Here is a 25,801-nt window from a genome sequence, read left to right on the forward strand (position 1 = left end):
CTGGCCCACGTTGTACCTTTGGGAGCGGCTTTAGCCGCGAAGAGGCCGGTATGGTCAGTCGAGTTGGTAAGCCTCAAGCGCTTTCAGCCGCTCGGCCTTGAGCGCTTCGCCCAGTGCCTGCCCAGTCAGCCCAGCCTGCACCAACGGTTTCACATCCACCGCTCGCGCCGCTGCTGCTGCGCCGCGCAGGTAATCGGCCTGTGGATAACCTGGCTGGCCATCACCTAGCGCCGCCATCTGGCAAGCGACCACAAAATCCTCGAACCGCTGCGGCCGTCGGTAAACATCGAACTTCTGCAACAGCTCCAGTAGCGCCGTGGCTGGCAGCTCCAGCGCCTGATTACCTTGTGCCAGGCACTCTCCGGTCAGTAAGGCCAGCTCCTGGCAATCCCTTGGGGCCTTGAGGCGCTGGTTGACGGCTTTGATCGATGCCGGTGCCAGGCCGCGCAACAGGCACGCCCAGCGCACGTGCAGAGGCTGTTCATGCGCCGCTGCCTGTTCCAGAGCCGCCAGGGCCATGGCATCGTCAACAAGCTCAGGCAGCAGGGCCTGCAGGGCGTCGCAATCGCGCAGCACCTGGAAGAACACCTGGGGCTGTGCCTCCATCAGCGCCCGCTCGATTTCCTTCCAGCTGCGCTCTGCAGTCAGCGCCTGCAGCTCGCCAGAGGCGCTGATCTGGCGCATCAGCTCAAGCGTCTCTTCGGCAACCCGGAAACCTAGCGGTGCATAGCGGGCAGCAAAGCGCGCGACGCGCAGCACGCGCAAGGGATCTTCGGTGAATGCCGGGGAAACGTGGCGTAAAATTCGTCTTTCGAGATCGTCTTTGCCGTGGTGGGGGTCGTACACCGTACCTGCCTCGTCCTCGGCCATCGCGTTGATGGTCAAATCACGGCGAATCAGGTCTTCCTCCAGTGTCACGTCAGGGCTGGCGTGAAAAGTGAATCCGCCATAACCGCGCCCGCTCTTGCGCTCGGTGCGCGCCAAGGCATATTCCTCGCCGGTTTTCGGGTGCAGGAATACCGGAAAATCAGCGCCCACCGGCCGATAACCCTTGGCGTGCATTTCTTCAACGGTGGCGCCTACCACCAGCCAGTCGATATCGCTGACAGGAAGGCCGAGCAAGCGGTCGCGCACGGCGCCGCCGACTTTGTAGATGTGCATGTGCAGCTCTCCATAACTGCCGACAGGATAACCCGTCGGCAGTTATGGCGTAGCACTAGAGGTGGTGAATGACAGCCAGGTCCATGCGCCCGTAGTCGGCGCTTTCGCCGTGCTCGCCACGGGGTGGCATGTGGTGGGTTTTCATCACTTGCTCGCCCTGTACGGTCTCCAGGTGGATATCGAAGCCCCACAGGCGATGCAGGTGCTTGAGCACTTCATCGGTTGAGTCGCCCAGCGGTTTGCGGTTGTGTTGCTGGTGGCGCAGCGTCAGCGAGCGGTCACCGCGACGGTCAACGCTCCAGATCTGCACGTTCGGTTCACGGTTACCCAGGTTGTACTGCGCGGCCAGCATTTCACGAATCACCCGGTAGCCGGCTTCATCGTGGATGGCGGGCACCAGCAGGTCGTCGCGCTGGTCGTCGTCGAGGATGCTGAACAGCTTGAGGTCGCGCATTACCTTGGGCGAAAGGTATTGCAGGATGAAGCTCTCGTCCTTGAAGCTGCTCATGGCAAACTTGATGGTAGAAAGCCAGTCACTGCCAGCAATGTCGGGGAACCAGTGGCGATCTTCATCGGTCGGGTTTTCGCACATGCGGCGGATGTCGGTGTACATCGCAAAGCCCAGTGCGTAGGGGTTGATGCCGCTGTAGTAGGGGCTGTCGAAGCCGGGCTGGAACACCACGCTGGTGTGCGAGGTCAAGAACTCCATCATGAAGCCTTCAGTGATCAGCCCCTCGTCGTACAGGTCGTTCATGAGCGTGTAGTGCCAGAAGGTTGCCCAGCCTTCGTTCATGACTTGGGTCTGGCGCTGCGGGTAGAAGTACTGGGCGATCTTGCGCACGATGCGCACCACTTCACGCTGCCAGGGTTCGAGCAGCGGAGCATTCTTCTCGATGAAATACAGGATGTTCTCCTGTGGTTCGGCGGGGAAGCGCCCCTCATCGCGTTCGTTGCCCCTTTCGGCGCTTTTCGGGATGGTGCGCCACAGGTCGTTGATCTGGCGCTGCAGGTGCTCCTCACGCTCCTTCTGGCGCCGCCGTTCCTCTTCTGCGGAGATGGGGTAGGGGCGTTTGTAGCGGTCCACGCCGTAGTTCATCAGGGCATGGCAGGAGTCGATCAGGTCTTCCACGGCGTCGATGCCGTGGCGCTCTTCGCACTGGGCGATGTACTGCTTGGCAAACACCAGGTAATCGATGATGGAGCTGGCGTCGGTCCAGGTGCGGAACAGGTAGTTGCCTTTGAAGAAGCTGTTATGGCCATAGCAGGCGTGGGCAATCACCAGTGCCTGCATGCACATGGTGTTTTCTTCCATCAGGTAGGCGATGCAGGGGTCGGAGTTGATCACGATTTCGTAGGCCAGGCCCATCTGGCCACGGCTGTAGGACTTTTCTGTGCTGAGGAACTGTTTGCCGTAGGACCAGTGGTGGTAACCCAGAGGCATGCCGACCGAGGCATAGGCGTCCATCATCTGCTCGGCCGTGATCACCTCGATCTGGTTGGGGTAAGTGTCCAGGGCGTACCGTTCGGCCAGGCGGCCGATTTCCCGGTCGTAGGTCTGGATCAGCTCGAACGTCCACTCGGACCCGGTGGAAATGGGTTGGCGTCTCTGTGCTCTGGCGGTCATGTGGCTAACCTGCGCTGGAAGAGTTCACGGAAGACCGGGTAGATGTCGCCGGCCGATACCAACTGCTGCTGGGCGAACGTGTCGGGGAAGGCTTCGCCGATGCGTTCGTATTCGTACCACAGCGCCTGGTGCTCACGGGGGGTGATCTCGACGTAAGTGTAGTACTGCACGTGCGGCATGATCTGCTTGGACAGGATCTCGCGGCAGATCGGCGAGTCGTCGTTCCAGTTATCGCCGTCAGAAGCCTGAGCGGCGTAGATGTTCCAGTCGCTGGCCGGGTAGCGTTCGGCCATGATCTCCTGCATCAGCTTGAGCGCGCTGGAGACGATGGTGCCGCCGGTTTCCCGCGAGTAGAAGAACTCTTCCTCGTCGACTTCCCGGGCGCTGGTGTGGTGGCGGATGAACACCACTTCGATGCGGTCGTAGTTACGCTTGAGGAACAGGTACAACAGGATGAAGAAGCGCTTGGCGATGTCCTTGGTGGCCTGGGTCATGGAGCCGGACACGTCCATCAGGCAGAACATCACTGCCTTGGAGCTGGGGTTGGGCTGCTTGACCAGCAGGTTGTACTTGAGGTCGAAGGTGTCGAGGAAGGGCAAGCGGTTGATGCGTGCCTTCAGGCGTTCGATTTCCTGTTCGACTTCCTGGATATCGGTGAAGTTGTCCGGCTCCTCGACCCGCAGGCGGTCGAGTTCCTTTTGTGCTTCGCGCAGCAGTGCGCGGCTGCTGCCGGTCAGGGCGATACGCCGGGCATGGGCCGAGCGCAGGGTGCGCACGATATTGATGCGTGACGGGTTGCCCTCGTTGGCGATGCCCGCACGCACGGTCTTGAAGGTGTCGGTCCCGGTCAGGTGACGTTTGACCAGGTTGGGCAGTTCGAGATCCTCGAACATGAATTCGAGGAATTCTTCCTGGGTGATCTGGAAGACGAAGTCGTCCATGCCGTCGCCGGAATTGCCCGCTTTGCCGCGGCCGCCGCCACCCCCGCCGCCACCTTGTGGCCTGGGGATATGTTCGCCGGCAGTGAATTCCTTGTTGCCCGGGTGTACGACAGTCTGTTTGCCGCCGCGACCGTGGTGGAGCACGGGTTCGTCGATGTCGCGCCCCGGAATGCTGATTTGTTCGCCATGTTCCATATCCATGATGGAACGGCGGCTTACCGCCTCTTCGACGGCTTTCTTGATGTGTTCACGGTACCGTCGCAGAAAGCGCTGACGGTTGACCGTGCTCTTGTTCTTGCCGTTCAGGCGTCGGTCTATAACGTAGCTCATGGTCCCTCCGGTAGCTGGGAACAGCTGCACGCTTCAAGCTACGGGCTCGCTGCACCTAATGGCAGCAAGGCAGTTGCTGCCGCCCAAGGCTGGCTTGCCAGCCTTGGGCGCGCAGTGTGTAGCTTGTCGCTTTATTGCGATTTCCTGACCCGCAGGTACCATTCCGACAGCAGACGAACCTGTTTGTCGGTGTAGCCACGCTCCACCATGCGCGTGACGAAGTCGTTGTGCTTCTGTTGGTCCTCCTTGCTGGCCTTGGCGTTGAAGCTGATGACCGGCAGCAGGTCCTCGGTGTTGGAGAACATTTTCTTCTCGATCACCACCCGCAGCTTTTCATAGCTGAGCCAGCTCGGGTTCTTGCCGTTGTTGTTGGCACGGGCACGCAGCACGAAGTTGACGATTTCGTTGCGGAAATCTTTCGGGTTGCTGATGCCGGCCGGTTTCTCGATCTTCTCCAGTTCTTCGTTCAGGGCGATGCGGTTGAGGATTTCGCCGGTTTCCGGGTCGCGGTATTCCTGGTCCTGGATCCAGAAGTCGGCGTACAGCACGTAGCGGTCGAAAATGTTCTGGCCGTATTCGCTGTAGGACTCCAGGTAGGCAGTCTGGATTTCCTTGCCGATGAACTCGATATAGCGCGGTGCCAGGTACTCCTTCAGGTAGCGCAGGTAGCGTTCGCGCACTTCGGCCGGGAACTGTTCCTGTTCGATCTGCTGTTCGAGCACGTACAGCAGGTGAACCGGGTTGGCCGCAATCTCGTGTGGGTCGAAGTTGAAGACTTTGGAAAGGATCTTGAAGGCGAAGCGGGTCGACAGGCCGTTCATGCCCTCGTCGACGCCTGCCGAGTCCCGGTACTCCTGGATCGACTTGGCCTTCGGATCGGTGTCCTTGAGGTTCTCGCCGTCGTAGACGCGCATCTTCGAGTAGATGTTGGAGTTCTCTGGCTCCTTGAGGCGCGAGAGTACAGTGAACTGGGCGAGCATCTTGAGGGTGTCTGGCGCGCAATGGGCCTTGGCCAGCGAGCTGTTGATCAGCAACTTGTCGTAGATCTTGATCTCATCGCTGACGCGCAGGCAGTACGGCACCTTGACGATGTAGATCCGGTCGATGAACGCCTCGTTGTTCTTGTTGTTGCGGAAGGTGTGCCACTCCGATTCGTTGGAGTGGGCCAACAGGATACCGGTGTAGGGAATGGCACCCAGCCCTTCGGTACTGTTGTAGTTACCTTCCTGGGTGGCCGTGAGCAGTGGGTGCAGGACCTTGATCGGCGCCTTGAACATCTCGACGAATTCCATCAGGCCCTGGTTGGCCCGGCACAGCGCGCCCGAATAGCTGTAGGCATCGGCGTCGTTCTGCGGGAATTCTTCGAGCTTGCGGATATCGACCTTGCCGACCAGGGCGGAAATGTCCTGGTTGTTCTCGTCGCCCGGTTCGGTCTTGGCGATGGCGATCTGGTTGAGGATCGACGGGTACAGCTTGACCACTTTGAACTTGCTGATGTCGCCGCCGAACTCCTGCAGGCGCTTGGTGGCCCAAGGCGACATGATGGTGTTCAGGTAGCGCCGCGAGATGCCGTACTCTTCCTCGAGGATGGCCCCGTCTTCGGTGGCGTTGAAAAGCCCCAGGGGCGACTCGAATACCGGCGAGCCCTTGATGGCATAGAACGGTACCTTTTCCATCAGCTGCTTGAGTTTTTCGGCCAGCGACGATTTACCGCCCCCCACCGGGCCCAGCAGATAGAGGATCTGTTTCTTTTCTTCCAGGCCTTGGGCGGCGTGGCGGAAATAAGACACGATCTGGTCGATGCACTCTTCCATGCCATGGAAGTCGGCAAAGGCCGGATAGCGGCGGATAACCTTGTTGGAGAAGATGCGCGACAGCCTGGAGTTGGTAGAGGTGTCGATCAGCTCTGGCTCACCGATGGCCAGCAACAGCCGTTCGGCCGCCGATGCGTAGGCACTGCGATCCCCTTTGCACAGCTCGAGGTACTCCTGCAGCGAGAGTTCTTCCTGGCGCGTGGACTCGAAACGTTGTTGGAAGTGGCTAAAAATACTCATGACGTCACCTCGCTCGATACGTGGAGACGACGCCGGATCAGTCAGCTGATGCTGGCATGCAACCGGTTTTGACGGTTGCTGTATACCCCCCAGAACACCCTGTAACGCTACCGATGACCCGCACGCCGGTGTACCGGCTCTCCCCTTTTTCTGGATGGCCTGCGCTTAAGAATAGTTGGTTATCGGTAAGTTCAAGGGCGGGGGGCGGAGAAGTTGCGAACGACCGTTCGTCAGATAAGCCGCAAGCCCGCACGTGGCGCGGGCTGCAGTAAAAATGAAAATATTTATTCGGCGGTGCCTTGGGCGGTCTCGGCCGGGTAGGTAGCGCGCCACAGCTCAAAGCCGCCGTCCACGCTGTACACGTCGGAAAAGCCCTGGCCTACCAGGTAGGCGGCAGCGCTCTGGCTGGAGTTGCCGTGGTAGCAGACCACCAGGGTCGGGGCGTCGAGGTCGGCGTTGCGGATGAAGTCTGCAACCGAATGGTTATCCAGGTGCCGGGCGCCGGTGATGTGGCCTGCGGCGAAGGCTTGCGAGTCACGAATGTCGACGACGACCGCACCTTCTTGCTTGCGAAGCTCCAAGGCCTGCTCGGGAGGGATGCGCTTGAATTCGCTCATGGGTACTACTTCCTTCAGGTGTGGTCGTTGAGTGTAGTGGGTTGTGCCGGCTGGCGCAGGGTGCCGTCGTCGGCGCAGTCGCAGCGGTGGTATTCGCCACTGTCGACGTTGTACAGGGTCATGGCGCCGCCCCACACGCAGCCGGTGTCCAGGGCGATGACGCCCGGCTCGTCGACGCGGCCTTCGAGGGCGGCCCAATGGCCGAAGATGATCTTCACATGCCGCGAGCGGCGGTCCCTGTGTGCAAACCAGGGCTTGTAACCCTTGGGCGCGGTGCCCAGGCCTTCCTTGCTCTTGAGGTCGAGCTTGCCCTCGGCGGTGCAGAAGCGCATGCGTGTGAAATAGTTGGTAATGACTCGCAGGCGTTCGATGCCGGTGAGGCGCTTGCTCCACTTGTTCGGCTCGTTGCCGTACATGCCGTCGAGGTACAGCTTCAGGCGGCCATCGTCGCGCAGTACCTCTTCCACCTCAGCCGCAAGACCAAGGGCCTGGCCGAGCGTCCACTGTGGCGGGATGCCCGCGTGCGCCATGGCAATGCCGCGTGCCTCGTCGTAATGCAGCAGTTTTTGCTGGCGCAGCCAGTGGAACAGCAGGTCGGCGTCCGGTGCTTCGATGATCTCGCGCAGCGTGTCGCTTTTTTTCAGACGCTCGACGTTGTGCCAGGCGGCCAGCAGGTGCAGGTCATGGTTGCCCAGCACGCAAACCAGCGACTGACGGATCGAATACAGGAAGCGCAGGGTTTCCAGTGATTCGGGGCCGCGGTTTACCAGGTCACCGACCAGCCACAGGCGGTCGACGGCCGGGTTGAAGCTGACACGTTCGAGCAGGCACTTGAGGGGCTGCAGGCAGCCCTGCACGTCACCGACGGCGTAGGTTGCCATCAGTGCAGTGCCCCGGGCACCGCGAGGCGGAAGGGGGCGATCTCGGCGTCGAAGCGCTTACCGTCTTCGGCGAACATCTGGTAACTGCCCTGCATGGTACCCACACGGGTGGTGATTACCGCACCGCTGCTATAGGTGTGGCTCTGGCCCGGATCGATGTTGGGTTGTTGGCCGACCACGCCGGAGCCACGCACTTCCTCGACCTCGCCGTCACCATTGGTGATCAGCCAGTGGCGTGACAGCAGCTTGGCCTTGAGCGAGCCGCTGTTGTGCACGGTGATGGTGTAGGCGAAGGCGAAACGACTGTTTTCGGGGTCGGATTGTTCTTTCAGGTAGCGGGTCACGACGCTGACGTCGATCAGATAGCGAGGATCGGACATGCAATGGCCTTGGGCGAGCTGACGCAATAATGCAGTCTAGGCCATTGGGAGGGGGGAGGGCCAGCGGTGTGGGGCTTGTGGTCTTTGTTGTCAGCGCCGGCCTGTTCGCGGGTGAACCCGCGAAGAGGCCAGTACAGGCTGGATCAGGCTTGTTGCTGATCAGCCAGCTGGTCAGCCAGGCGCACAAAGGCGGCCAGGTCCAGCTGTTCGGGGCGCAGGCTGCCATCCACGCCGGCTGCCTCGATGGCTGCGCTGTCGAGCAGGCCTTTCAGGGTGTTGCGCAGTGTCTTGCGACGCTGGTTGAAGGCTTCACGAACGACCCGCTCCAGCAGCAGGTGGTCCTTGGCCGGGAACGGCAGCACTTCGTGCGGTACCAGGCGGACGATGGCCGAGTCCACTTTCGGCGGCGGGTTGAAGGCGCCAGGGCCCACATTGAACAGGTGTTCGACGCGGCAGTGGTACTGCACCATGATCGACAAGCGCCCCCAGTCACCACCGCCAGGGCCGGCGGCCATGCGCTCGACCACTTCCTTTTGCAGCATGAAGTGCATGTCGCGGATCAGGCCGGCATGGCTGAGCAGGTGGAAGATCAGCGGGGTGGAGATGTTGTAGGGCAGGTTGCCCACCACCTTGAGGCTGCGCGGTGGCACGCCCAGCTGGTTGAAGTCGAACTTCAGGGCGTCGCCCTGGTGCAGCCGGAAGTTGCTGCGGTTACCGAACTTGTGCTGCAGGATCGGCACCAGGTCCTTGTCCAGCTCCACCACGTCCAGTTGTGCGCCGCTGCCCAGCAGGCCTTCGGTCAGGGCGCCCTGGCCCGGGCCGATTTCCAGCAGGTGTTCGCCGGCCTTGGCGTTGATGGCACGCAGGATGCGGTCGATGATGCCGGCGTCGTGCAGGAAGTTCTGGCCGAAGCGCTTGCGCGCCCGGTGTTGGTATTGCTCGTTCATGGTCGGTTCTCGGCCATCTGGTAGGCGGTTTCCAGCGCGACGCGCAGGCTGCCGGTGTCGACGTTGCCGGTGCCGGCGAGGTCCAGGGCGGTGCCGTGATCGACCGACGTGCGGATGATCGGCAGGCCCAGGGTCACGTTGACTGCAGCGCCGAAGCCTTTGTACTTGAGTACAGGCAGGCCTTGGTCGTGGTACATCGCCAGCACTGCGTCGCAGTGCTCCAGATATTTGGGGGTAAACAGGGTATCGGCCGGCAGCGGCCCGCGCAGGTCCATGCCTTCGGTGCGCAGGCGGGCCAAGGTCGGCTCGATGATGTCGATTTCTTCGCGGCCCAGGTGGCCACCCTCGCCCGCGTGCGGGTTCAGGCCACACACCAGTATGCGCGGGTTGGCAATGCCGAACTTGTCGCGCATGTCGGCATGCAGGATACGGGTTACACGTTCGACGCGCTCGGCAGTGATTGCGTCGGCAATATCACGCAGCGGCAGGTGCGTGGTCACCAGGGCCACACGCAGGCCGCGGGTGGCCAGCATCATTACCACTTGCGCGGTGTGGGTCAGTTCGGCAAGGAACTCGGTATGCCCGGAGAAGGCGATACCGCTTTCGTTGATCACGCCCTTGTGCACGGGGGCGGTGATCATCCCGGCAAAATGCCCATCCAGGCAGCCTTGCCCGGCGCGGGTCAGGGTTTCCAGCACGAACGCCGCGTTGGCTTTGTCGAGCTGGCCTGGCACTACCGGGGCTGCAAGAGGGGTATCCCACACGTACAGGCTGCCCGCGGGTGCCGGCCGGTCGGGCCATTGGCCCGGGGCGACTGGCAGCAGGCTGACGGCCAGGCCCAGCTGCGTGGCCCGCTCGGCGAGCAGGTCACGGCTGGTGATGGCGATCAGGGGGTGGGGCTGGGCGTCTGCGGCGAGCAGCAGGCACAGGTCGGGACCTATGCCGGCGGGCTCGCCAGGGGTGACGGCGAAGCGCTGGGGCTTCACTGGGCGGCCTGGTCAGCGCCAGGCAGCTTGATTTCAACGTAGGCTTCGTCGCGAATCTGGCGCAGCCAGGTTTGCAGCTCTTCGTCGTACTTGCGATTGCGCAGGACACTCTGGGCCTGTTGCTCACGTGCCTGTTCGGTGCTGTCGGTGGCGCGGCGGCCCAGCACTTCCAGAACGTGCCAGCCGTACTGGGTCTTGAACGGCTTGGTCACTACGCCTTGCTGGGCGTTGGCCATCTGTTCGCGGAACTCCGGTACCAGGCTGTTCGGGTCTACCCAGTTGAGGTCGCCGCCGTTGAGCGCCGAACCCGGGTCTTCCGAGAAGCTCTTCGCCAGCTCGCCGAAGTCTTCGCCGTTCTTGATGCGATCGTACAGGCGCTCGGCCAGTTGCTCGGTGGCCGCTTCGCTGCGGATTTCACTTGGCTTGATCAGGATGTGGCGTACATGCACTTCGTCGCGCAGCACGTTCTCGCTGCCACCGCGCTTCTCCTCGAGCTTGAGGATGATGAAGCCGTTGGGGATGCGAATAGGCTGGGTGATATCACCGACCGGCATGCTGCTGAGCATCTTGGCGAAGTCTGGTGGCAGTTGGCCGGCTTTACGCCAGCCCATCTCGCCGCCTTCCAGGGCGTTTTCGCTGGCCGAGTTGGCAATCGCCATCTGGCCAAAGTCGGCGCCCTGGCGCAGTTGCTGGTACACGTCACCCACCTTGCGCGCAGCCTTCTGGATATCATCCGAGCTGGCGGCTTCCGGGGTCGGGATGAGGATGTTGGCCAGGCGGTACTCTTCCGACATCTGCATCTTGCCCATGTCGGAGTTGAGGAAGTTCTTCACTTCCTGCTCCGACACCTGGATGCGTTCGGCCACGCGACGCTGGCGCACGCGGCTGATGATCATCTCGCGCTTGACCTGCTCGCGAGCGTCGTCGAACGACAGGCCGTCATGGGCCAGGGCAGCGCGGAACTGGTCCAGCGACATACCATTGCGCTGGGCAATGGTGCCGATGGCCTGGTTCAGCTCTTCGTCAGTGATGCGGATGCCGGAGCGCTCGCCGATCTGCAGCTGCAGGTTCTCGACGATCAGGCGTTCCAGTACCTGCTGTTCCAGGGCACCGGTCGGTGGCACGCCGCCGCCGCGCTTGGCGATGGTTTGCTGCACCTCGCGGACGCGCTGGTCCAACTGGCTTTGCATGACCACGTCGTTGTCGACGATGGCCACAACGCGATCAAGAGGCTGTACCGCGGCATTCACCGCGCCACTCAGCAAAACGGCACCCAGCAGCACTGGGCGCAGACGATCAATAAGCTTGGTCTTCACGTTCACGGTAACCTTGAATGCCTTGGTCGAGGAAAGATTCGACCTTGTTGCCCACTACGCCACCGAGCCCTTTCAGAACGATCTGAAGGAAGATGCCGTGGTCGCCTTTTTCGTTCGCCGGAAGTGCCTGGCTGAAGTCGTCGTAATCGATCCAGTAACGGTTGATCAGGCGCAGCTTCCAGCAGCAGTTGTCGTATTCGAAACCACCCATGGCTTCCAGCGTGCGGTTGCGGTTGTAGTCATGCTGCCAGCGGGCGATGACGTTCCACTGCGGAACGATCGGCCAGATGACCGAGAAATCGTGCTGCTGGATCTTGTAGTAGTCCTTGATGTAGTTCTCGCTGCCTGGAACGCCATAGTCGCCACCGCCAGTCTTCCAGGTGCCGGTCTGGGAGTCATAGGAGATGGTGTCGTTACGGTAGCGATAACCGAGGTTGAGCACCTTGTTCGGGTTGTCTTCAGGCTGGTAGTGGAACATCGCGCTGCCCGAGCGGGTGCTGCGGCTGTCCGGATCCCAGTTGAAGTCCGAATTGAAGCGCCAGTCGCGGTTGAAGTAGTAGTTGTACACCAGGGCGTATGGCGAGACATCAGACTGCGAGTCTGTGCGGGTCCTGTAGTTGATGCCCGGCAACTGGACCTTGCGATCCTTGAAGTAGTAAGCCTGACCGATGCTGAAGTTCTGGCGCTCGAAGCCGTTTTCTTCGATCCAGCGGGTAGTCACGCCCAGTGACAGTTTGTTCTCGTCGCCGATACGGTCAGTGCCGCTGAAGCGGTTGTCGCGGAACAGCGAGTCATAGCTGAACAGCGTTTCGCCCGAGTCGAACAGCGGGATATCTCGCTGATCCTTGTACGGAACATAGAGATAGAACAGGCGCGGCTCGAGGGTCTGCTTGTAGTCGGTGCCGAACATTGAGGTCTTGCGGTCGAAGTACAGGCCGCTGTCGACGCTGAAGATCGGCACGTCGCGGTTCAGCGTGCTGTTATAGCTGCCGTATGCCGGGTTGGCAGATTGCGCCAGGGCCTGGGTCTTGCCTTGGCTATCGAGGTCAAGATCGTAGTGCGTGTAAGCATATTTCAGCTTCGGCGTCAGGTAGCCATAGCTGGCTTCCATGGGCAGGCTGATCGATGGCGCTACGTTCAGGCGAGTGCCGTTCGCTCGGGCAATGCCCGAGATGTTTTCATCCAGGCGACGGCCGGGCAGGCCAGCACTGGTGTCTGGTAGGCCGTCCTTGTTCAGGACGAAGTCGTTCTTGAGGTCACGATCAAAGCGTACGGCTTCGGTCTCGTAACCGATGTTTACGCCACCCGGGTGGAACGGCAGGGCACCGTTGAAGGTGATCTGCGGTAGGCGGTCATACGGCGTGATCTGCGAAATGGTGGCCATCTCGTAGGCATGCACGTTCAAGCGCGCGGTGTAGCTGTCGCCACGGTATGTAAGCGCACCCTGCTGGTTCAGCAGGTCGCGGCTTTCCACGCCGATCTGGTCGGACTCCAGGTCCTGGAAGTAGAACGGGTCGCTGATGTCGGTGTAGTCCACCTCGGCCATCAGGCGCTCGTCCAGGCCACCCTTGTGCTGCCAGTTGACCATCCAGCGCTGTTCTTTGTAGTCAGTCTGGTCTTTGCGGTCGTCGTTCTTGTCGTTCAGGTACGCGCCGCCGAGCTGGCCTTCGCTGGAAGGCGTCAGGTAGCGGAACTCGCCTTCCATCAGCAGGCCGCGTTTGGTCATGTAACGCGGGTACAACGTGGCGTCGTAGTTGGGCGCCAGGTTGAAGTAGTACGGCGTGACCAGCATGAAGCCGGTGTCGCTGCTGCTGCTGAACGATGGCGGCAGGAAGCCGGACTGGCGACGGTCGTCGATCGGGAAGTAAATGTACGGTGTGTAGAACACCGGGAAATCCTTGACCCGCAGCGTAACGTTGGTCGCAGTACCGAAACCGGTGGCCGGGTTCAGGGTGATGTTGTTGCCCTTCAGCTGCCAGGCGTTGCTGCCCGGTTCGCAGGTGGTGTACGTACCGTCCTTGAGGCGGATGATGGCGTTTTCACCACGTTTGGCATACAGGGCACTGCCGCGGATGTGCGACTTGTGCATCACGTATTCGGCGTTGTCGACCTGGGCTTCGCCCGTGTCGAGCTGAATCTGTGCCTCGTCACCGACCACCAGCGAACCGTTGTCACGGATCCGGACGTTGCCCTTGAGCTCGCCACGGTTTTCGGTCTGGTAAAGGTTGGCCTCGTCGGCCTCGGCCTGCATGCTGCCCTGGCGCATCACCACGTCACCGGCGAGGGTAGCAATCTGCTGCTCCTGCTGGTACTTGGACACCTTGGCGTTGATGTAGGTCGGCGACTCGTCCTTCGGCGTGGTATCGGCCATGCCTGGGCGGGTTGGCTCGATGTAGGCGCCACCGCAGTACGGGCCGGTTTCGGCCAGCTGCGCGGCGGTGAGCTTTTCACGCGGCACCCAGTCCAGGTGGCTGTAGTCTTCGCTGCGCGACTTCAGGGCACGGCCCTTGGCCTCGGTGACCAGCATCGGCCGGTCCGCGGTTTCGGCTTCGCTCGCGGCTTCTGTGCCGGAGCTGACGGCCGCACCTTCGTGCACCGGGCGCGGCGGCAGGTTGTTGACTGGCGCTTTGGGCTTGCAGTCCCAACCACCGGAGGCGGACACTTGGCAGTCGAACTGTTCGGCTGCCACTACGTATGAGGTGGCCAGAGGTTGCAGGGCCAGCAGACCGCCGGTTACCAGCAACGGAAACTTTCTACGAAACGCGGGGGATTTCAATGCCATCTTATTAGTCCGGGCTTCCTGCGTGCCATCTGCCCGCGTGTGGGGCCGCACGCCTCTCGATGGTCTGAAAAAGATGCTGGATAATAAAGCATGACCCGCTTGACGGCTAGGGCCGTCGGAGACCCTTGTAATGCCTGAACACGATGTACGCCTGCAACAACTGACGGTCTGGCTCGATGAGCAGCTCAATGATCTTTTCCTGAACAACGCCTGGGGCGAAGTGCCCGCAGGCAGCCTGACCGCAGCCAGCAGCGACGCTAGCTTCCGCCGCTACTTCCGCTGGCAGGGCGCTGGGCACAGCTTCGTGATCATGGACGCGCCACCCCCGCAGGAAAACTGCCGACCGTTCGTCGCCATTGACCACTTGCTGGCCAGCGCTGATGTGCATGTGCCGCTGATCCATGCCCAGGACCTGGAGCGCGGCTTCCTGTTGCTGGGGGATCTGGGCCACCAGACATACCTTGATGTAATTGATGCCGACAACGCCGATGGCCTGTTCGCCGATGCCATCGAGGCCTTGCTGGCCTTCCAGCGCCTGCCAATGGATGCGCCGCTGCCCAGCTACGACGATGCCCTGTTGCGCCGTGAAGTAGAGCTGTTTCCCGAGTGGTACGTGGGGCGTGAGCTTGGCCTGGCCCTGAGCGAAGCGCAGAAAGCCACCTGGCAGCGCGTCAGCCAACTGCTGATCGACAGCGCCCTGGCCCAGCCCAAGGTGCTGGTGCACCGCGACTACATGCCGCGCAACCTGATGCAGAGTACCCCCAACCCCGGCGTACTGGACTTCCAGGACGCGGTGTACGGCCCGGTCACCTACGACATCACCTGCCTGTTCAAGGACGCCTTCCTCAGCTGGCCGCAGGCACGGGTCGAAGGCTGGCTGCGAAACTACTGGCAGCAGGCCAAGGCGGCCGGCATCCCGGTGCAGGGCGACTTCGAAGCATTCCAGCGTGCCAGCGACCTGATGGGTGTGCAGCGCCACCTGAAGGTGATCGGCATTTTCGCCCGTATCTGCCACCGCGACGGCAAACCGCGCTACCTGGGCGACGTGCCGCGTTTCTTCGCCTATATAGAAGAAGTGATCGGCCGCCGGCCCGAATTGGCGGAGCTGGGTGAGCTGATTGCCGAGTTGCAGGCCGGAGTGCGTGCATGAAGGCAATGATCCTGGCAGCGGGCAAAGGCGAGCGCATGCGCCCGTTGACTCTGCATACCCCAAAACCACTGATTGCGGTCGCCGGCCAGCCGCTGATCGAGTACCACCTGCACGCCCTGGCGGCGGCGGGTGTTACCGAGGTGGTGATCAACCATGCCTGGCTCGGCCAGCAGATCGAAGACCACCTGGGCGATGGCAGCCGCTTCGGGGTGAGCATCCGTTATTCACCCGAGGGCGAGCCGCTGGAGACCGGTGGCGGCATCTTCAAGGCCCTGTCGTTGCTGGGTGACGCGCCGTTCCTGCTGGTTAACGGCGATGTCTGGAGCGACTACGACTTCACAGGCCTGCAGGCCCCCTTGCAAGGCCTTGCTCACCTGGTACTGGTCGACAACCCTGGCCATCACGGGCGCGGTGACTTCCGCCTGGTGGGCGAGCAAGTCGTCGATGGCGATGACGGTCCCGGCACGCTGACCTTCAGTGGGCTTTCTGTGCTGCACCCGGCCCTGTTCGACGGTTGCCAGCCCGGGGCCTTCAAGCTGGCGCCGCTGCTGCGTCAGGCCATGGCGGATGGCAAGGTGACTGGCGAGCACTACCGTGGGCACTGGGTGGATGTTGGTACGCTTGAGCGCCTGGCCGAGGCTGAGCGTTTGATTGGCGAGCGCGCCTGATATGTGGTGGCCAGGCACGCTGATTGGTGTGGGTGCCGGTTTTGCTGTTGCCAGCATTCCGGGGGCCTTGCTCGGTGGGTTGCTTGGGCAGGCCCTGGACCGCCGCCTGCGCTTGCAGGGCTGGGAAGACATGCGCGAACGCCTGGGCGGGCGCGCGGCCTTACGCGACGACGAGTTGCTGTTCGTGATGCTCGGGCGCCTGGCCAAATGCGATGGGCGGGTGGCCGAGCAGCATATCCGCCAGGCGCGCCAGGAAATGCTGCGCCTGGACCTGGCCGAAGCGGCCCGGCTGCGCGCGATAGCCGCGTTCAACCGTGGCAAGGCAGGCAAGGACCGGCTGGGCAGCCATCTGCGCCGCATTCGCCAACAGCCGCATGCGGCGGAAGGCACCCTGCGTGCGTGTTGGCGCATGGTCTGGGCCGACGGCAAGATGGGCAACAAGGAACGTGAGCTGCTGCTGGACTGGGGGCAGAAGCTGGGCCTGAGCCGGCGGCAGGTGCAGGCGATGTCGCTGGAGTACGAGCCGCGCAAGGCAGCCGGAACGGAAGGGGTGGCCATGACCTATGCCGCGGCGTTGCGCTTGCTGGCGGTTGAGGCTGACACCGAGACCGACAAGGTCAAGCAGGCGTATCGCCGGCTGGTCAGCCGGCATCACCCTGACAAGCTGGCGGGTACCGGTGCCAGCGAGGCGCAGGTGCGTGAGGCCACCGAGCGTACCCGTGAGTTGCATCAGGCCTATGCCATGATCCGTAAGCGGCGGGGCCTGTAACCGGGCGGCGCTCGGTTCATGCCCCACCACAAGAATCAAGCCGAACTCAACCCTGCGGGCTCATCCACCCCCGTACCCGGCGGAACAACTGCTCTTGTTCCGCCGCCTTGTTCCCTGGCATGGCAATCAACGACAACTGCCGGTACTGGCTGTCCTTCTGCCGCTTGCTGGCCTGCAGGCGCTGCTCGGCCGCGTTGCGGTCGCTGCTACGGGTGACGTAGTAGATATCGGCAGTCGGCACCTTCAAGGTGGGCGCCAGGCTTTGCAGGTCATGTTCAACCCGCGCCGGTGTCTGCGCGGCGACCATCACCAGTTTTTGTACCTGCGGTGGCTGCTTCTCGCTCAGGTAGCGTGCCGCCCAATACGCACCGCTACCATGGCCGATCAGCACGATGCTGCGGGCGTTGTGTTGCTGTGCGTACGCTACGGCGGCATCCAGGCGGGCGAAGATACGCTCGGCATCTGCCGGGTCGGCCTGCTCGCTGGCCTGTTCAGCGTCAGTGCTTTCTGCGGTGTCGGCATCGGCCGCAGTGGCCTGGGCCACGTTGGCGTTGGCGTCGGCCGGTACGTCCTTGGCCGGTGCGCTTTCGCCTTTGTCTTTCTCAGGCTCGGCGGGCGGTGTGGCCTCGACCCTTGCCTGCGGGCTGTCGGCGAGCAGGTCGGGCAGGCTGACGCTCAGGCTGTGCCAGCCGACATCAGGGAATTTCTGCCGCAGTGGGCCGACCGCATTTGGCCAGTCCGCGGTCTCGCCTGCACCGGGAACTATGATGACTGCCCCATGCGGGTCGTTGTCATTGGCGGGTTTCCAAAGGGCCAGGAAGCTGTCGGCACCGGCCTGCAGGGTCTGCTGCTCGGCCTTGGGCACAAGCCGTTCCAGCGCCTGGGCATCTTCCTGGCTGCGCTCGAGCAGGGGCGGGCGCGGGGCTTCGGCGGCCGGAGCTTCGGTGGTGGTGGGTGGTTTTTCGGCATCGGCAGCCAAGGCGCCGAGTGGAAGGATCGAGGCCAGGCAGCACATTGCCAGCGTCGTGCGATAAAGTGTGGACATGAGTCAACCCAGGGCCAGAATGATACCGGCAGCCTAATAGTATTTGCCCGTGACGGCCATGCTGCATGGCCGCCTTTGCCAAGACGAGCGTGTAGATGAAGCGAGTGCGTCGCCTGTTGGTTATCGGCTGCTTGTGGCTGCCCTTGATTGCATTGGCCCGGCCCGAGGTGGTGCCCACCGTTACGCTGGAGCCTGCGCAACAGCAGTGGCTGGACGCGCACCGCAGCTTGCGCGTCGGCCTGGTGCTGCAGGCGCCCTACGCCCAGTTCGACCGGCGCCTGCAGCAACTGTACGGGGCCAACGTAGAACTGGTGAACAGCCTGGCGCAGGCGCTGCGCCTGGATCTTACCTGGCGCAACTTCAGCGACCAGGCCAGCCTGGAACATGCCCTGCAGAGCGGCGAAATCGACTTCGCCCCCGGCCTTACCCAGACGCCGGCCAGCCTGCGGCTGTGGCTGTTCAGCGACCCGTACATGCGCGTGCCGCAACTGGTGGTGGGGCCGCGCACCGGCGCCATGGCCGTGGAGCTGGAAAAGCTTGAAGCCGAGCAGCGGGTGGCCGTGCGCATGCCCAGCCAGCTGGCCGATTACCTGCGTGGCAACTACGGCAACCTCAACTTGCAGGGGGTGCCCAACGAACGTGAGGCCTTGCAACTGGTGGTAGGTGGCCAGGCCAGTTTCGCGGTGCTGGATGAAGCCCAGCTCAGCCGCTTGTCACGCGAAAGCGAGTTCAGTGAGCTGGCGGTGGTCGGCGATATCGGCCTGCCGCAGTTGTTGCGCATCGGCTCGCGGCGCGACTGGCCGCTGCTGGCCGATGTGCTCGAACGCGGCCTGCAGGCGCTGCCGGCCAAGGAGCTGGAGCAACTGCACCAACGCTGGCTGCAACCCAAATACCCACGGCTGAGCGAGTCGCCTGGCTTCTGGCAGAACCTGGCCTTGCTGTTCGGTATGTTGTTGTTGTGTGCCTTGGCCACCCTGGTGTGGCAACGGCGCCAGCAGCGCCAGCTGGAGCGCAGCCTGCTGACCACGCGGGAAAGCCTGGTGGAGCGACAAGTGCGTGAAGAAGCCCTGCGCCTGAGCCAGTTCGCCATCGACCAGAGCACGGTGGGTATTCTCTGGGTCAACTGGGACAGCCACGTACGCTACGCCAATCACGCCGCCGAGCGCATGCTGGGATATGGCGATGGCGAACTGCTGGAGCGGCCGTTGAGCACCTTCGAGCCGAGCCTGAACATGGACCGCTGGCTGGAGTTATGGAAAGGCGCACGCACGGGGGAGGGCGGTGTCGGCCAGTTCGAGGCGCAGTGCCGGCGGGCCGACAACAGCCTGCTGCCGGTCGAGCTATCACTGAGTTTTCTGCGTTTTCGAGATTCCGAATACCTGGTGGTCTACCTCGCCGATGTCACCGAGCGCCACCGCGCCCTGGCGGCACTGCGCGAGAGCGAGGCGAGGCTCAAGGGCATTGCCGGCAACGTGCCCGGGCTGGTGTTCCGCCTGGAGCGTGACCCGGCCGAAGGCGAGCTGGAATTCCCCTATATCAGTGAGGGCAGCGAGGCGTTGGTGGGCTATGCGCCTGTCGAGATCCAGCACCCACAGATGGGCCTGCGCAACCTGGTTCACCCCGAAGACCGCGCCGATTACCACCGGGTTCAGGACCTGGCCCTGGCCAGCGATCAGGACTGGTCCTGGCAGGGGCGCATCCTGACCCGCCACGGTGAACAACGCTGGGCCGACATCAAGGCCAGCACCCGGCGCCTGGCCAACGGCCAGGTGGTGTGGGACGGAGTGGTATGGGACATCACCCAGGGCAAGCGGGCCGAGTTGGCGTTGGCGAAATCCCAGGAGCAGCTGCGCGAGCTGTCGGCCCACCTGGAAAGCGTGCGCGAGGAAGAAAAGGCGCGCATCGCCCGGGAAGTGCATGATGAACTGGGGCAGATGCTGACCGTGCTCAAGCTGGAGGTGTCGATGTGCGAGCTGGCATTTGCCGACCTGGACCCCGGCCTGCATGAGCGCCTGGCAAGCATGAAGCGCCTGATTGCCCAGCTGTTCCAGCTGGTGCGTGATGTCGCCACTGCCTTGCGCCCCCCGATTCTCGATGCCGGCATTGCCTCGGCCATCGAATGGCAGGCACGGCGCTTTGAAGCCCGCACGCAGATCCCCTGCCTGGTACAAGTGCCGGATAATCTGCCAGCATTGAGCGATGCCAAGGCCACCGGCCTGTTTCGTATCTTGCAGGAGGCGCTCACCAACGTCATGCGCCACGCCCAGGCGCACAGCGTGGAGATCGAGCTGGTGCGTGAGGAAGGGCAATTGCGCATGACGGTCAGCGATGATGGCCAAGGCTTTTGCCGCGAGCAGACCCGGCCCACTTCATTTGGCCTGGTGGGTGTACGCGAGCGGGTGCTGATGCTGGGGGGCAGCATGGCGCTGGACAGTGAACCGGGCGAAGGCACCAGCCTGAGTGTGGCCATTCCGTTGGAGTAGGAGAGCAATCGTGATTCGAGTACTGGTGGCCGAAGACCACACCATTGTCCGTGAAGGCATCAAGCAGTTGATTGGCCTGGCCAAGGACATGCAGGTCGTGGGGGAGGCCGGGAATGGCGAGCAGTTGCTCGACACCCTGCGCCACACGCCGTGCGAAGTGGTGCTGCTGGATATCTCGATGCCGGGGGTGAGCGGCCTGGAGGCGATCCCGCGGATCCGTGCCCTGCACGATGCGCCGGCAATCCTGATGCTGTCGATGCACGACGAGGCCCAGATGGCGGCGCGGGCGCTGAAGGCTGGGGCGGCGGGCTATGCCACCAAGGACAGTGACCCGGCGCTGCTACTGACCGCGATACGTCGGGTGGCAAGTGGCGGGCGTTACATCGACCCGTCGCTGGCCGACCGCATGGTGTTCGAAGTGGGCCTGACCGAGTCCCGGCCATTGCACACGCTGCTGTCGGAGCGGGAGTTTTCGGTGTTCGAGCGCCTGGCCCAGGGGGCCAACGTCAACGACATCGCCCAGCAACTGGCGCTGTCGAGCAAGACCATCAGCACCCACAAGGCGCGTTTGATGCAAAAGCTGAAAGTGAACTCGCTGGCGGAGCTGGTGAAGTACGCCATGGAACACAAGCTGGTCTGATTGCGACATACGCGTGCCCGAAACTTGCCGAAGCCTCTGTGGGAGCGGGCATGCCCGCGAACGGGCCTGGCCTGCTGATCTCTATGGCTGAGCCGGCCTCTTCGCGGGCATGCCCGCTCCCACAGGTTTTGTGGCTGGCTCGCAAGGGCACTCCAATCCCGCCATTGCTGTAGGGCAATCCCTACAGCAAATCTTCCATCCGGATGATGGCATTCTCTCAGTGCCCCCGATTTTCGTGCGCTTACGCCTCTTCTACTCTTTTGTCTACGCAGTCATCCAACAAGAAGGTGCAGGCATGAGCGAGGCGAAGTCGAACGCTGCAACCAGCGAAACGCTGGTCAGCTTCCGTGGTGTGCAGAAGAGCTACGACGGCGAGTCGCTGATCGTCAAAGACCTCAACCTGGACATCCGCAAGGGCGAGTTCCTTACCCTGCTTGGCCCGTCCGGCTCCGGCAAGACCACCAGCCTGATGATGCTGGCCGGCTTCGAAACCCCTACCGCCGGTGAAATACAGCTGGCCGGGCGCTCGATCAACAACGTGCCGCCGCACAAGCGCGACATCGGCATGGTGTTCCAGAACTACGCGCTGTTCCCGCACATGACCGTGGCCGAGAACCTGGCCTTTCCGCTGACCGTACGCAACCTGAGCAAGACCGACGTCAGTGAGCGGGTCAAACGCGTGCTGAACATGGTCCAGCTCGATACATTCGCCAAGCGCTACCCCGGCCAGCTTTCCGGTGGCCAGCAGCAGCGGGTGGCCCTGGCCCGTGCACTGGTGTTCGAGCCGCAACTGGTGCTGATGGACGAACCGCTCGGCGCGCTGGACAAGCAGCTGCGTGAACACATGCAGATGGAGATCAAGCATATCCACCAGCGCCTGGGCGTGACCGTGGTGTACGTGACCCACGATCAGGGCGAAGCGCTGACCATGTCCGACCGCGTGGCGGTGTTCCACCAGGGCGAGATCCAGCAGATCGCCGACCCGCGCACGCTGTACGAAGAACCCTGCAATACTTTCGTCGCCAACTTCATCGGCGAGAACAACCGTATCAACGGCACCTTGCTGGCCAGCGATGGCAAGCGCTGCCAGGTGCAGCTGCCGCGCGGCGAGCGGGTCGAAGCGCTGGCGGTGAACGTCGGCCAGGCCGGCGAGCCGGTAACCCTGTCGATCCGCCCGGAGCGTGTGCGCCTGAATGGCCACAGCGAGAGCTGCGTCAACCGCTTCTCTGGCCGGGTGGCCGAATTCATTTACCTGGGCGACCACGTGCGGGTGCGCCTGGAAGTTTGCGGCAAGGCCGATTTCTTCGTGAAACAGCCGATTGCCGAGCTCGACCCGGCCCTGGCCGTGGGCGATGTGGTACCGCTGGGCTGGGAGGTGGAGCACGCCCGCGCGCTCGATCCGATTGCCGAAGCCCATTGATGGATTGCTTCACCAACCCTGTACTGTGGAGAGAATAAGAATGCGCAAGCAGTTGAAACTGACCGCCCTGGCCCTGGGGCTGTTCGCCGCTGGCCAGGCCATGGCCGCAGACCTCACCGTGATCTCGTTCGGGGGCGCCAACAAGGCCGCCCAGGTCAAAGCGTTCTACGAGCCATGGGAGAAGGCGGGCAATGGCAAGATCGTCGCCGGCGAGTACAACGGCGAAATGGCCAAGGTCAAGGCGATGGTCGACACCAAGAGCGTCTCGTGGAACCTGGTAGAGGTTGAGTCGCCAGAGCTGGCGCGCGGGTGCGATGAGGGCATGTTCGAAGAACTCGACCCAGCCCTGTTCGGCAGCGAGTCCGATTATGTGAAGGGCGCCATCCAGCCGTGCGGCGTAGGTTTCTTCGTTTGGTCCACGGTCATGGCTTATAACGCCGACAAGCTCAAGACCGCACCTACCAGCTGGGCCGATTTCTGGGACACCAAGCAGTTCCCAGGCAAGCGTGGCTTGCGCAAGGGCGCCAAGTACACCATGGAATTTGCACTGATGGCCGATGGTGTTGCGCCCAAGGACGTCTACAAGGTGCTGGCCACAAAGGAAGGCCAGGACCGCGCCTTCAAGAAACTTGATGAACTCAAGCCCAGCATCCAGTGGTGGGAAGCGGGTGCACAGCCACCGCAGTTCCTGGCTTCAGGCGATGTGGTCATGAGCTCTGCCTACAACGGCCGTATTGCCGCTGTGCAGAAAGAGAGCAACCTCAAGGTGGTGTGGAACGGCGGCATCTACGACTTTGACGCCTGGGCGATCCCTAAAGGTGCCAAGAACGTCGAAGAGGCGAAGAAGTTCATCGCCTACAGCGTCAAGCCCGAACAGCAGAAGATCTACTCCGAAAACATCGCCTACGGCCCGGCCAACTCCAACGCAGTAAGCCTGCTGTCGGACGAGGTGAAGAAGGACATGCCGACCACGCCTGAGAACATTGCCAACCAGGTGCAGATCGACGTGGCCTTCTGGGCCGACAACAGCGAGCAGCTGGAGCAACGCTTCAACGCCTGGGCGGCGAAGAAGTAACAAACCGCAAAGCAGGGCCGCCATGCGGCCCATCGCCGGCAAGCCAGCTCCCACAGGGACCGCGTAATCCCGCAAGCCAGTGCAGTGCCTGTAAGGGACAGGGATCAGAAGTCTCAAAGCCAGTGCAGTGCCTGTAAGGGACAGGGATCAGAAGTCTCGAAGCCGGTGCAGTGCCTGTAAGGGACAGGGATCAGAAGTCTCGAAGCCAGTGCAGTACCTGTAAGGGACAGGGATCAGAAGTCTCGAAGCCGGTGCAGTACCTGTGGGAGCTGGCTTGCCGGCGATGGGCTGCACGGCAGCCCCATTTTCAGTTCGTATCGCGGAGTTCGCCATGGCCATTGCAGTGCCCCTCAACGAAGGCGCAGGTCCAAGTCTCAAGCAGCGCCTGAAGCACGCCGAGCGGGTCAACCGCTGGAAGGCGCAGGCGTTGATCGCGCCGCTGGCGCTGTTTCTTCTGCTGGTGTTCCTGGTGCCGATTGCGGCGCTGCTGTACAAGAGTGTCGGCAACCCGGAAGTGGTCGCGGGCCTGCCACGCACGGTAGACGTCATCACCCAGTGGGATGGCAAGAGCCTGCCCGGTGAGGATGTGTACAAGGCGCTGAGCCAGGACCTGGCCGAGTCGCGCAAGAACCAGACCCTTGGCGACCTTTCCAAGCGCCTGAACATGGAACTGGCCGGCTACCGCAGCTTGTTGACCAAGACTGCCCGCGCGCTGCCATTCAAGGCCGAGCCTGCCTCTTATAAAGACGCCCTGCAGGCCGTCGACGAGCGTTGGGGCGACCCGGCCTACTGGCAGGCGATACGCCGCAATACCAGTACGGTGACCTCGTTCTACCTGCTGGCTTCTGTGGACCACCGCATCGACGACCTGGGCGAGCTGGCCAAGGCCACGCCGGACCAGGCCATTTACCTGGATATCTTTGCCCGCACCCTGTGGATGGGTGTAGTGATTACCGCCATCTGCCTGGTGCTGGCTTACCCACTGGCCTACCTGCTGGCCAACCTGCCAACCCGGCAGAGCAACCTGCTGATGATTCTGGTGCTGCTGCCGTTCTGGACCTCGATCCTGGTGCGGGTGGCGGCGTGGATCGTGCTGCTGCAATCGGGTGGCCTGATCAACAGTGCACTGATGGCCATGGGGATCATCGACCAGCCGCTGGAACTGGTGTTCAACCGCACCGGTGTGTACATCTCCATGGTGCACATCCTGCTGCCGTTCATGATCCTGCCGCTGTACAGCGTGATGAAGGGCATTTCGCCCAGCTATATGCGTGCCGCGATCTCGCTGGGCTGCCACCCGTTCGCCAGCTTCTGGCGGGTGTACTTCCCGCAGACCTACGCCGGTGGTGGCGCGGGTTGCCTGCTGGTGTTCATCCTGGCCATCGGCTACTACATCACCCCGGCGCTGCTGGGGAGCCCGAACGACCAGATGGTCAGCTACTTCGTTGCCTTTTATACCAACACCAGCATCAACTGGGGCATGGCCACCGCGCTGGGTGGGCTGTTGCTTTTGGCTACCGTGCTGTTGTACCTGATCTATAGCTGGCTGGTCGGCGCCAGCCGCCTGCGCCTGAGCTGAGGAGCCTTGCCATGTTGAGCCCCTATATGTCGCCCGTGGAGCGGGTCTGGTTCTACAGCCTGCGCATTCTTTGCGGCCTGGTTTTGCTGTTCCTGATCTTGCCGGTGCTGGTGATCGTGCCGCTGTCGTTCAACAGTGGCAGCTTCCTGGTGTACCCGTTGCAGGGCTTTTCGCTGCAGTGGTACCAGGACTTCTTCGGCTCGGCCGAATGGATGCGGGCGCTGAAAAACAGCATCATCGTCGCCCCGGCGGCCACGGTGCTGGCCATGGTGTTCGGCACCCTGGCGGCCATTGGCCTGACCCGTGGCGATTTCCCCGGCAAGTCGCTGGTGATGGCGCTGGTGATTTCACCGATGGTGGTGCCGGTGGTGATCATCGGTGTGGCCAGCTACCTGTTCTTTGCACCGCTGGGTATGGGTAACAGCTTCACCTCGCTGATTCTGGTGCATGCGGTGCTGGGTGTACCGTTCGTCATCATTACCGTGTCGGCAACCTTGCAGGGCTTCAACTACAACCTGGTGCGGGCGGCTGCCAGCCTGGGTGCGTCGCCGCTGCTGGCCTTCCGTCGGGTGACCCTGCCGCTGATTGCGCCCGGGGTGATCTCGGGTGCGCTGTTTGCCTTTGCGACGTCGTTCGACGAGGTGGTGGTGACACTGTTCCTGGCCGGGCCGGAGCAGGCGACCCTGCCGCGGCAGATGTTCAGTGGTATCCGCGAAAACCTGAGCCCCACCATTGCTGCTGCGGCGACCTTGCTGATTGCGTTCTCGGTGGTGTTGCTGCTGACCCTGGAGTGGTTGCGTGGGCGCAGCGAGAAGCTGAGAACACAGCAACCGGCCTGATGATGGGTCGCCTGTGCCGGCCTCTTCGCCGGCAAGCCAGCTCCCACAGGGTTCTCCACAGGCCTCATGAGATGCAGGGTCCTGTAGAGAGCTCTGTGGGAGCTGGCTTGCCGG

General features: G+C 62.5%; 21 protein-coding genes. 9 read left to right on the forward strand and 12 right to left on the reverse strand.

Features of this window, described 5'->3' with window-relative positions; all coding sequences use genetic code 11:
- Positions 1-54: 54 nt before the first annotated feature.
- From WF331_RS09945 to WF331_RS09995, 11 genes are all read right to left on the reverse strand, one after another.
- A complete protein-coding gene (locus WF331_RS09945; RefSeq protein ID WP_284364571.1) occupies positions 55-1,161 on the reverse strand; it encodes a multifunctional CCA tRNA nucleotidyl transferase/2'3'-cyclic phosphodiesterase/2'nucleotidase/phosphatase in 1,107 nt (368 codons plus the stop codon).
- A 55-nt stretch (positions 1,162-1,216) separates the two neighbouring features.
- Positions 1,217-2,785: a SpoVR family protein gene (locus tag WF331_RS09950; RefSeq protein WP_016497701.1), complete on the reverse strand. Its 1,569-nt coding sequence runs from the start codon at positions 2,783-2,785 to the stop codon at positions 1,217-1,219.
- Positions 2,782-4,056: a YeaH/YhbH family protein gene (locus WF331_RS09955; protein WP_016497702.1), complete on the reverse strand. Its 1,275-nt coding sequence runs from the start codon at positions 4,054-4,056 to the stop codon at positions 2,782-2,784. Before WF331_RS09955 ends, WF331_RS09950 begins: the two co-directional genes overlap by 4 nt.
- A 131-nt stretch (positions 4,057-4,187) precedes the next feature.
- On the reverse strand, positions 4,188-6,110 hold the full coding sequence (locus WF331_RS09960; RefSeq protein ID WP_016497703.1) for a PrkA family serine protein kinase: 1,923 nt from the start codon (positions 6,108-6,110) through the stop codon (positions 4,188-4,190).
- Between the two features lie 284 nt (positions 6,111-6,394).
- On the reverse strand, positions 6,395-6,727 hold the full coding sequence (gene glpE, locus WF331_RS09965; RefSeq protein ID WP_016484609.1) for a thiosulfate sulfurtransferase GlpE: 333 nt from the start codon (positions 6,725-6,727) through the stop codon (positions 6,395-6,397).
- Between the two features lie 14 nt (positions 6,728-6,741).
- Positions 6,742-7,608: a symmetrical bis(5'-nucleosyl)-tetraphosphatase gene (locus WF331_RS09970; RefSeq protein ID WP_284364578.1), complete on the reverse strand. Its 867-nt coding sequence runs from the start codon at positions 7,606-7,608 to the stop codon at positions 6,742-6,744.
- Positions 7,608-7,988, reverse strand: coding sequence for a Co2+/Mg2+ efflux protein ApaG (apaG, locus tag WF331_RS09975; RefSeq protein WP_016497705.1), 381 nt, complete (start codon positions 7,986-7,988; stop codon positions 7,608-7,610). The genes WF331_RS09970 and apaG overlap by 1 nt, the downstream gene beginning before the upstream one ends.
- Positions 7,989-8,131: 143 nt before the next feature.
- Positions 8,132-8,935, reverse strand: coding sequence for a 16S rRNA (adenine(1518)-N(6)/adenine(1519)-N(6))-dimethyltransferase RsmA (gene rsmA / locus WF331_RS09980; RefSeq protein WP_016497706.1), 804 nt, complete (start codon positions 8,933-8,935; stop codon positions 8,132-8,134).
- Positions 8,932-9,921, reverse strand: coding sequence for a 4-hydroxythreonine-4-phosphate dehydrogenase PdxA (pdxA, locus tag WF331_RS09985; RefSeq protein ID WP_016497707.1), 990 nt, complete (start codon positions 9,919-9,921; stop codon positions 8,932-8,934). Before pdxA ends, rsmA begins: the two co-directional genes overlap by 4 nt.
- Complete coding sequence (gene surA / locus WF331_RS09990; RefSeq protein ID WP_340622859.1) at positions 9,918-11,237, reverse strand: peptidylprolyl isomerase SurA; 1,320 nt, start codon at positions 11,235-11,237, stop codon at positions 9,918-9,920. The genes pdxA and surA overlap by 4 nt, the downstream gene beginning before the upstream one ends.
- Positions 11,218-14,019 (reverse strand): LPS-assembly protein LptD, encoded by a 2,802-nt coding sequence (locus WF331_RS09995; RefSeq protein ID WP_174370956.1) that lies wholly within the window; start codon positions 14,017-14,019, stop codon positions 11,218-11,220. The genes surA and WF331_RS09995 overlap by 20 nt, the downstream gene beginning before the upstream one ends.
- A 130-nt stretch (positions 14,020-14,149) precedes the next feature.
- Between WF331_RS09995 and WF331_RS10000 the strand changes: the two genes are divergently transcribed.
- From WF331_RS10000 to WF331_RS10010, 3 genes are read left to right on the forward strand one after another with little or no spacing between them, the layout of a single operon-like run.
- The gene (locus WF331_RS10000) at positions 14,150-15,169 is read left to right on the forward strand and encodes an aminoglycoside phosphotransferase family protein (RefSeq protein WP_016497710.1); all 1,020 of its coding nucleotides are present in this window, start codon (positions 14,150-14,152) and stop codon (positions 15,167-15,169) included.
- On the forward strand, positions 15,166-15,837 hold the full coding sequence (gene murU / locus WF331_RS10005) for an N-acetylmuramate alpha-1-phosphate uridylyltransferase MurU (protein ID WP_241799529.1): 672 nt from the start codon (positions 15,166-15,168) through the stop codon (positions 15,835-15,837). Before WF331_RS10000 ends, murU begins: the two co-directional genes overlap by 4 nt.
- 1 nt (position 15,838) lies before the next feature.
- Entirely contained in the window at positions 15,839-16,606 is a 768-nt protein-coding gene (locus tag WF331_RS10010) for a TerB family tellurite resistance protein (protein ID WP_016497712.1), read from the forward strand.
- A 46-nt stretch (positions 16,607-16,652) separates the two neighbouring features.
- Here the strand turns inward: WF331_RS10010 and WF331_RS10015 are convergent, their stop codons facing one another.
- Positions 16,653-17,651 carry an alpha/beta hydrolase family protein gene (locus WF331_RS10015; RefSeq protein ID WP_340622860.1) on the reverse strand — a complete coding sequence of 333 codons (999 nt, stop codon included), beginning with the start codon at positions 17,649-17,651 and terminating at the stop codon, positions 16,653-16,655.
- Between the two features lie 95 nt (positions 17,652-17,746).
- On the opposite strand from WF331_RS10015, the gene WF331_RS10020 reads away from it, so the two are divergent.
- From WF331_RS10020 to WF331_RS10045, 6 genes are all read left to right on the forward strand, one after another.
- Positions 17,747-20,134, forward strand: a complete 2,388-nt coding sequence (locus WF331_RS10020; protein WP_241799528.1) for a PAS domain-containing sensor histidine kinase — start codon at positions 17,747-17,749, stop codon at positions 20,132-20,134.
- A gap of 7 nt (positions 20,135-20,141) precedes the next feature.
- Positions 20,142-20,774, forward strand: coding sequence for a response regulator (locus WF331_RS10025; RefSeq protein ID WP_284364628.1), 633 nt, complete (start codon positions 20,142-20,144; stop codon positions 20,772-20,774).
- 295 nt (positions 20,775-21,069) lie between these two features.
- On the forward strand, positions 21,070-22,194 hold the full coding sequence (locus WF331_RS10030) for an ABC transporter ATP-binding protein (RefSeq protein WP_019472252.1): 1,125 nt from the start codon (positions 21,070-21,072) through the stop codon (positions 22,192-22,194).
- A gap of 40 nt (positions 22,195-22,234) precedes the next feature.
- The gene (locus WF331_RS10035; protein WP_284364596.1) at positions 22,235-23,269 is read left to right on the forward strand and encodes an ABC transporter substrate-binding protein; all 1,035 of its coding nucleotides are present in this window, start codon (positions 22,235-22,237) and stop codon (positions 23,267-23,269) included.
- Between the two features lie 331 nt (positions 23,270-23,600).
- Positions 23,601-24,848, forward strand: coding sequence for an ABC transporter permease (locus WF331_RS10040; RefSeq protein ID WP_340622861.1), 1,248 nt, complete (start codon positions 23,601-23,603; stop codon positions 24,846-24,848).
- Positions 24,849-24,859: 11 nt separating this feature from the next.
- A complete protein-coding gene (locus tag WF331_RS10045) occupies positions 24,860-25,687 on the forward strand; it encodes an ABC transporter permease (RefSeq protein ID WP_016497719.1) in 828 nt (275 codons plus the stop codon).
- Positions 25,688-25,801: the final 114 nt, after the last annotated feature.

The organism is Pseudomonas sp. YNh (assembly GCF_037993085.1).
Lineage (GTDB): Bacteria > Pseudomonadota > Gammaproteobacteria > Pseudomonadales > Pseudomonadaceae > Aquipseudomonas > Aquipseudomonas putida.

Excerpts from the sequence above, each read along its gene's own strand:
- apaG (WP_016497705.1), bottom strand. The coding sequence starts at position 7,988 with ATGTCCGATCCTCGCTATCTGATCGACGTCAGCGTCGTGACCCGCTAC.
- WF331_RS10015 (WP_340622860.1), bottom strand. The coding sequence starts at position 17,651 with ATGTCCACACTTTATCGCACGACGCTGGCAATGTGCTGCCTGGCCTCG.
- WF331_RS10000 (WP_016497710.1), top strand. The coding sequence starts at position 14,150 with ATGCCTGAACACGATGTACGCCTGCAACAACTGACGGTCTGGCTCGAT.
- WF331_RS09945 (WP_284364571.1), bottom strand. The coding sequence starts at position 1,161 with ATGCACATCTACAAAGTCGGCGGCGCCGTGCGCGACCGCTTGCTCGGC.
- WF331_RS10010 (WP_016497712.1), top strand. The coding sequence starts at position 15,839 with ATGTGGTGGCCAGGCACGCTGATTGGTGTGGGTGCCGGTTTTGCTGTT.
- WF331_RS09955 (WP_016497702.1), bottom strand. The coding sequence starts at position 4,056 with ATGAGCTACGTTATAGACCGACGCCTGAACGGCAAGAACAAGAGCACG.
- rsmA (WP_016497706.1), bottom strand. The coding sequence starts at position 8,935 with ATGAACGAGCAATACCAACACCGGGCGCGCAAGCGCTTCGGCCAGAAC.
- WF331_RS09970 (WP_284364578.1), bottom strand. The coding sequence starts at position 7,608 with ATGGCAACCTACGCCGTCGGTGACGTGCAGGGCTGCCTGCAGCCCCTC.
- WF331_RS09960 (WP_016497703.1), bottom strand. The coding sequence starts at position 6,110 with ATGAGTATTTTTAGCCACTTCCAACAACGTTTCGAGTCCACGCGCCAG.
- WF331_RS10035 (WP_284364596.1), top strand. The coding sequence starts at position 22,235 with ATGCGCAAGCAGTTGAAACTGACCGCCCTGGCCCTGGGGCTGTTCGCC.
- murU (WP_241799529.1), top strand. The coding sequence starts at position 15,166 with ATGAAGGCAATGATCCTGGCAGCGGGCAAAGGCGAGCGCATGCGCCCG.
- WF331_RS10040 (WP_340622861.1), top strand. The coding sequence starts at position 23,601 with ATGGCCATTGCAGTGCCCCTCAACGAAGGCGCAGGTCCAAGTCTCAAG.
- WF331_RS09995 (WP_174370956.1), bottom strand. The coding sequence starts at position 14,019 with ATGGCATTGAAATCCCCCGCGTTTCGTAGAAAGTTTCCGTTGCTGGTA.
- WF331_RS10020 (WP_241799528.1), top strand. The coding sequence starts at position 17,747 with ATGAAGCGAGTGCGTCGCCTGTTGGTTATCGGCTGCTTGTGGCTGCCC.
- WF331_RS10045 (WP_016497719.1), top strand. The coding sequence starts at position 24,860 with ATGTTGAGCCCCTATATGTCGCCCGTGGAGCGGGTCTGGTTCTACAGC.
- WF331_RS09950 (WP_016497701.1), bottom strand. The coding sequence starts at position 2,785 with ATGACCGCCAGAGCACAGAGACGCCAACCCATTTCCACCGGGTCCGAG.
- glpE (WP_016484609.1), bottom strand. The coding sequence starts at position 6,727 with ATGAGCGAATTCAAGCGCATCCCTCCCGAGCAGGCCTTGGAGCTTCGC.
- WF331_RS10030 (WP_019472252.1), top strand. The coding sequence starts at position 21,070 with ATGAGCGAGGCGAAGTCGAACGCTGCAACCAGCGAAACGCTGGTCAGC.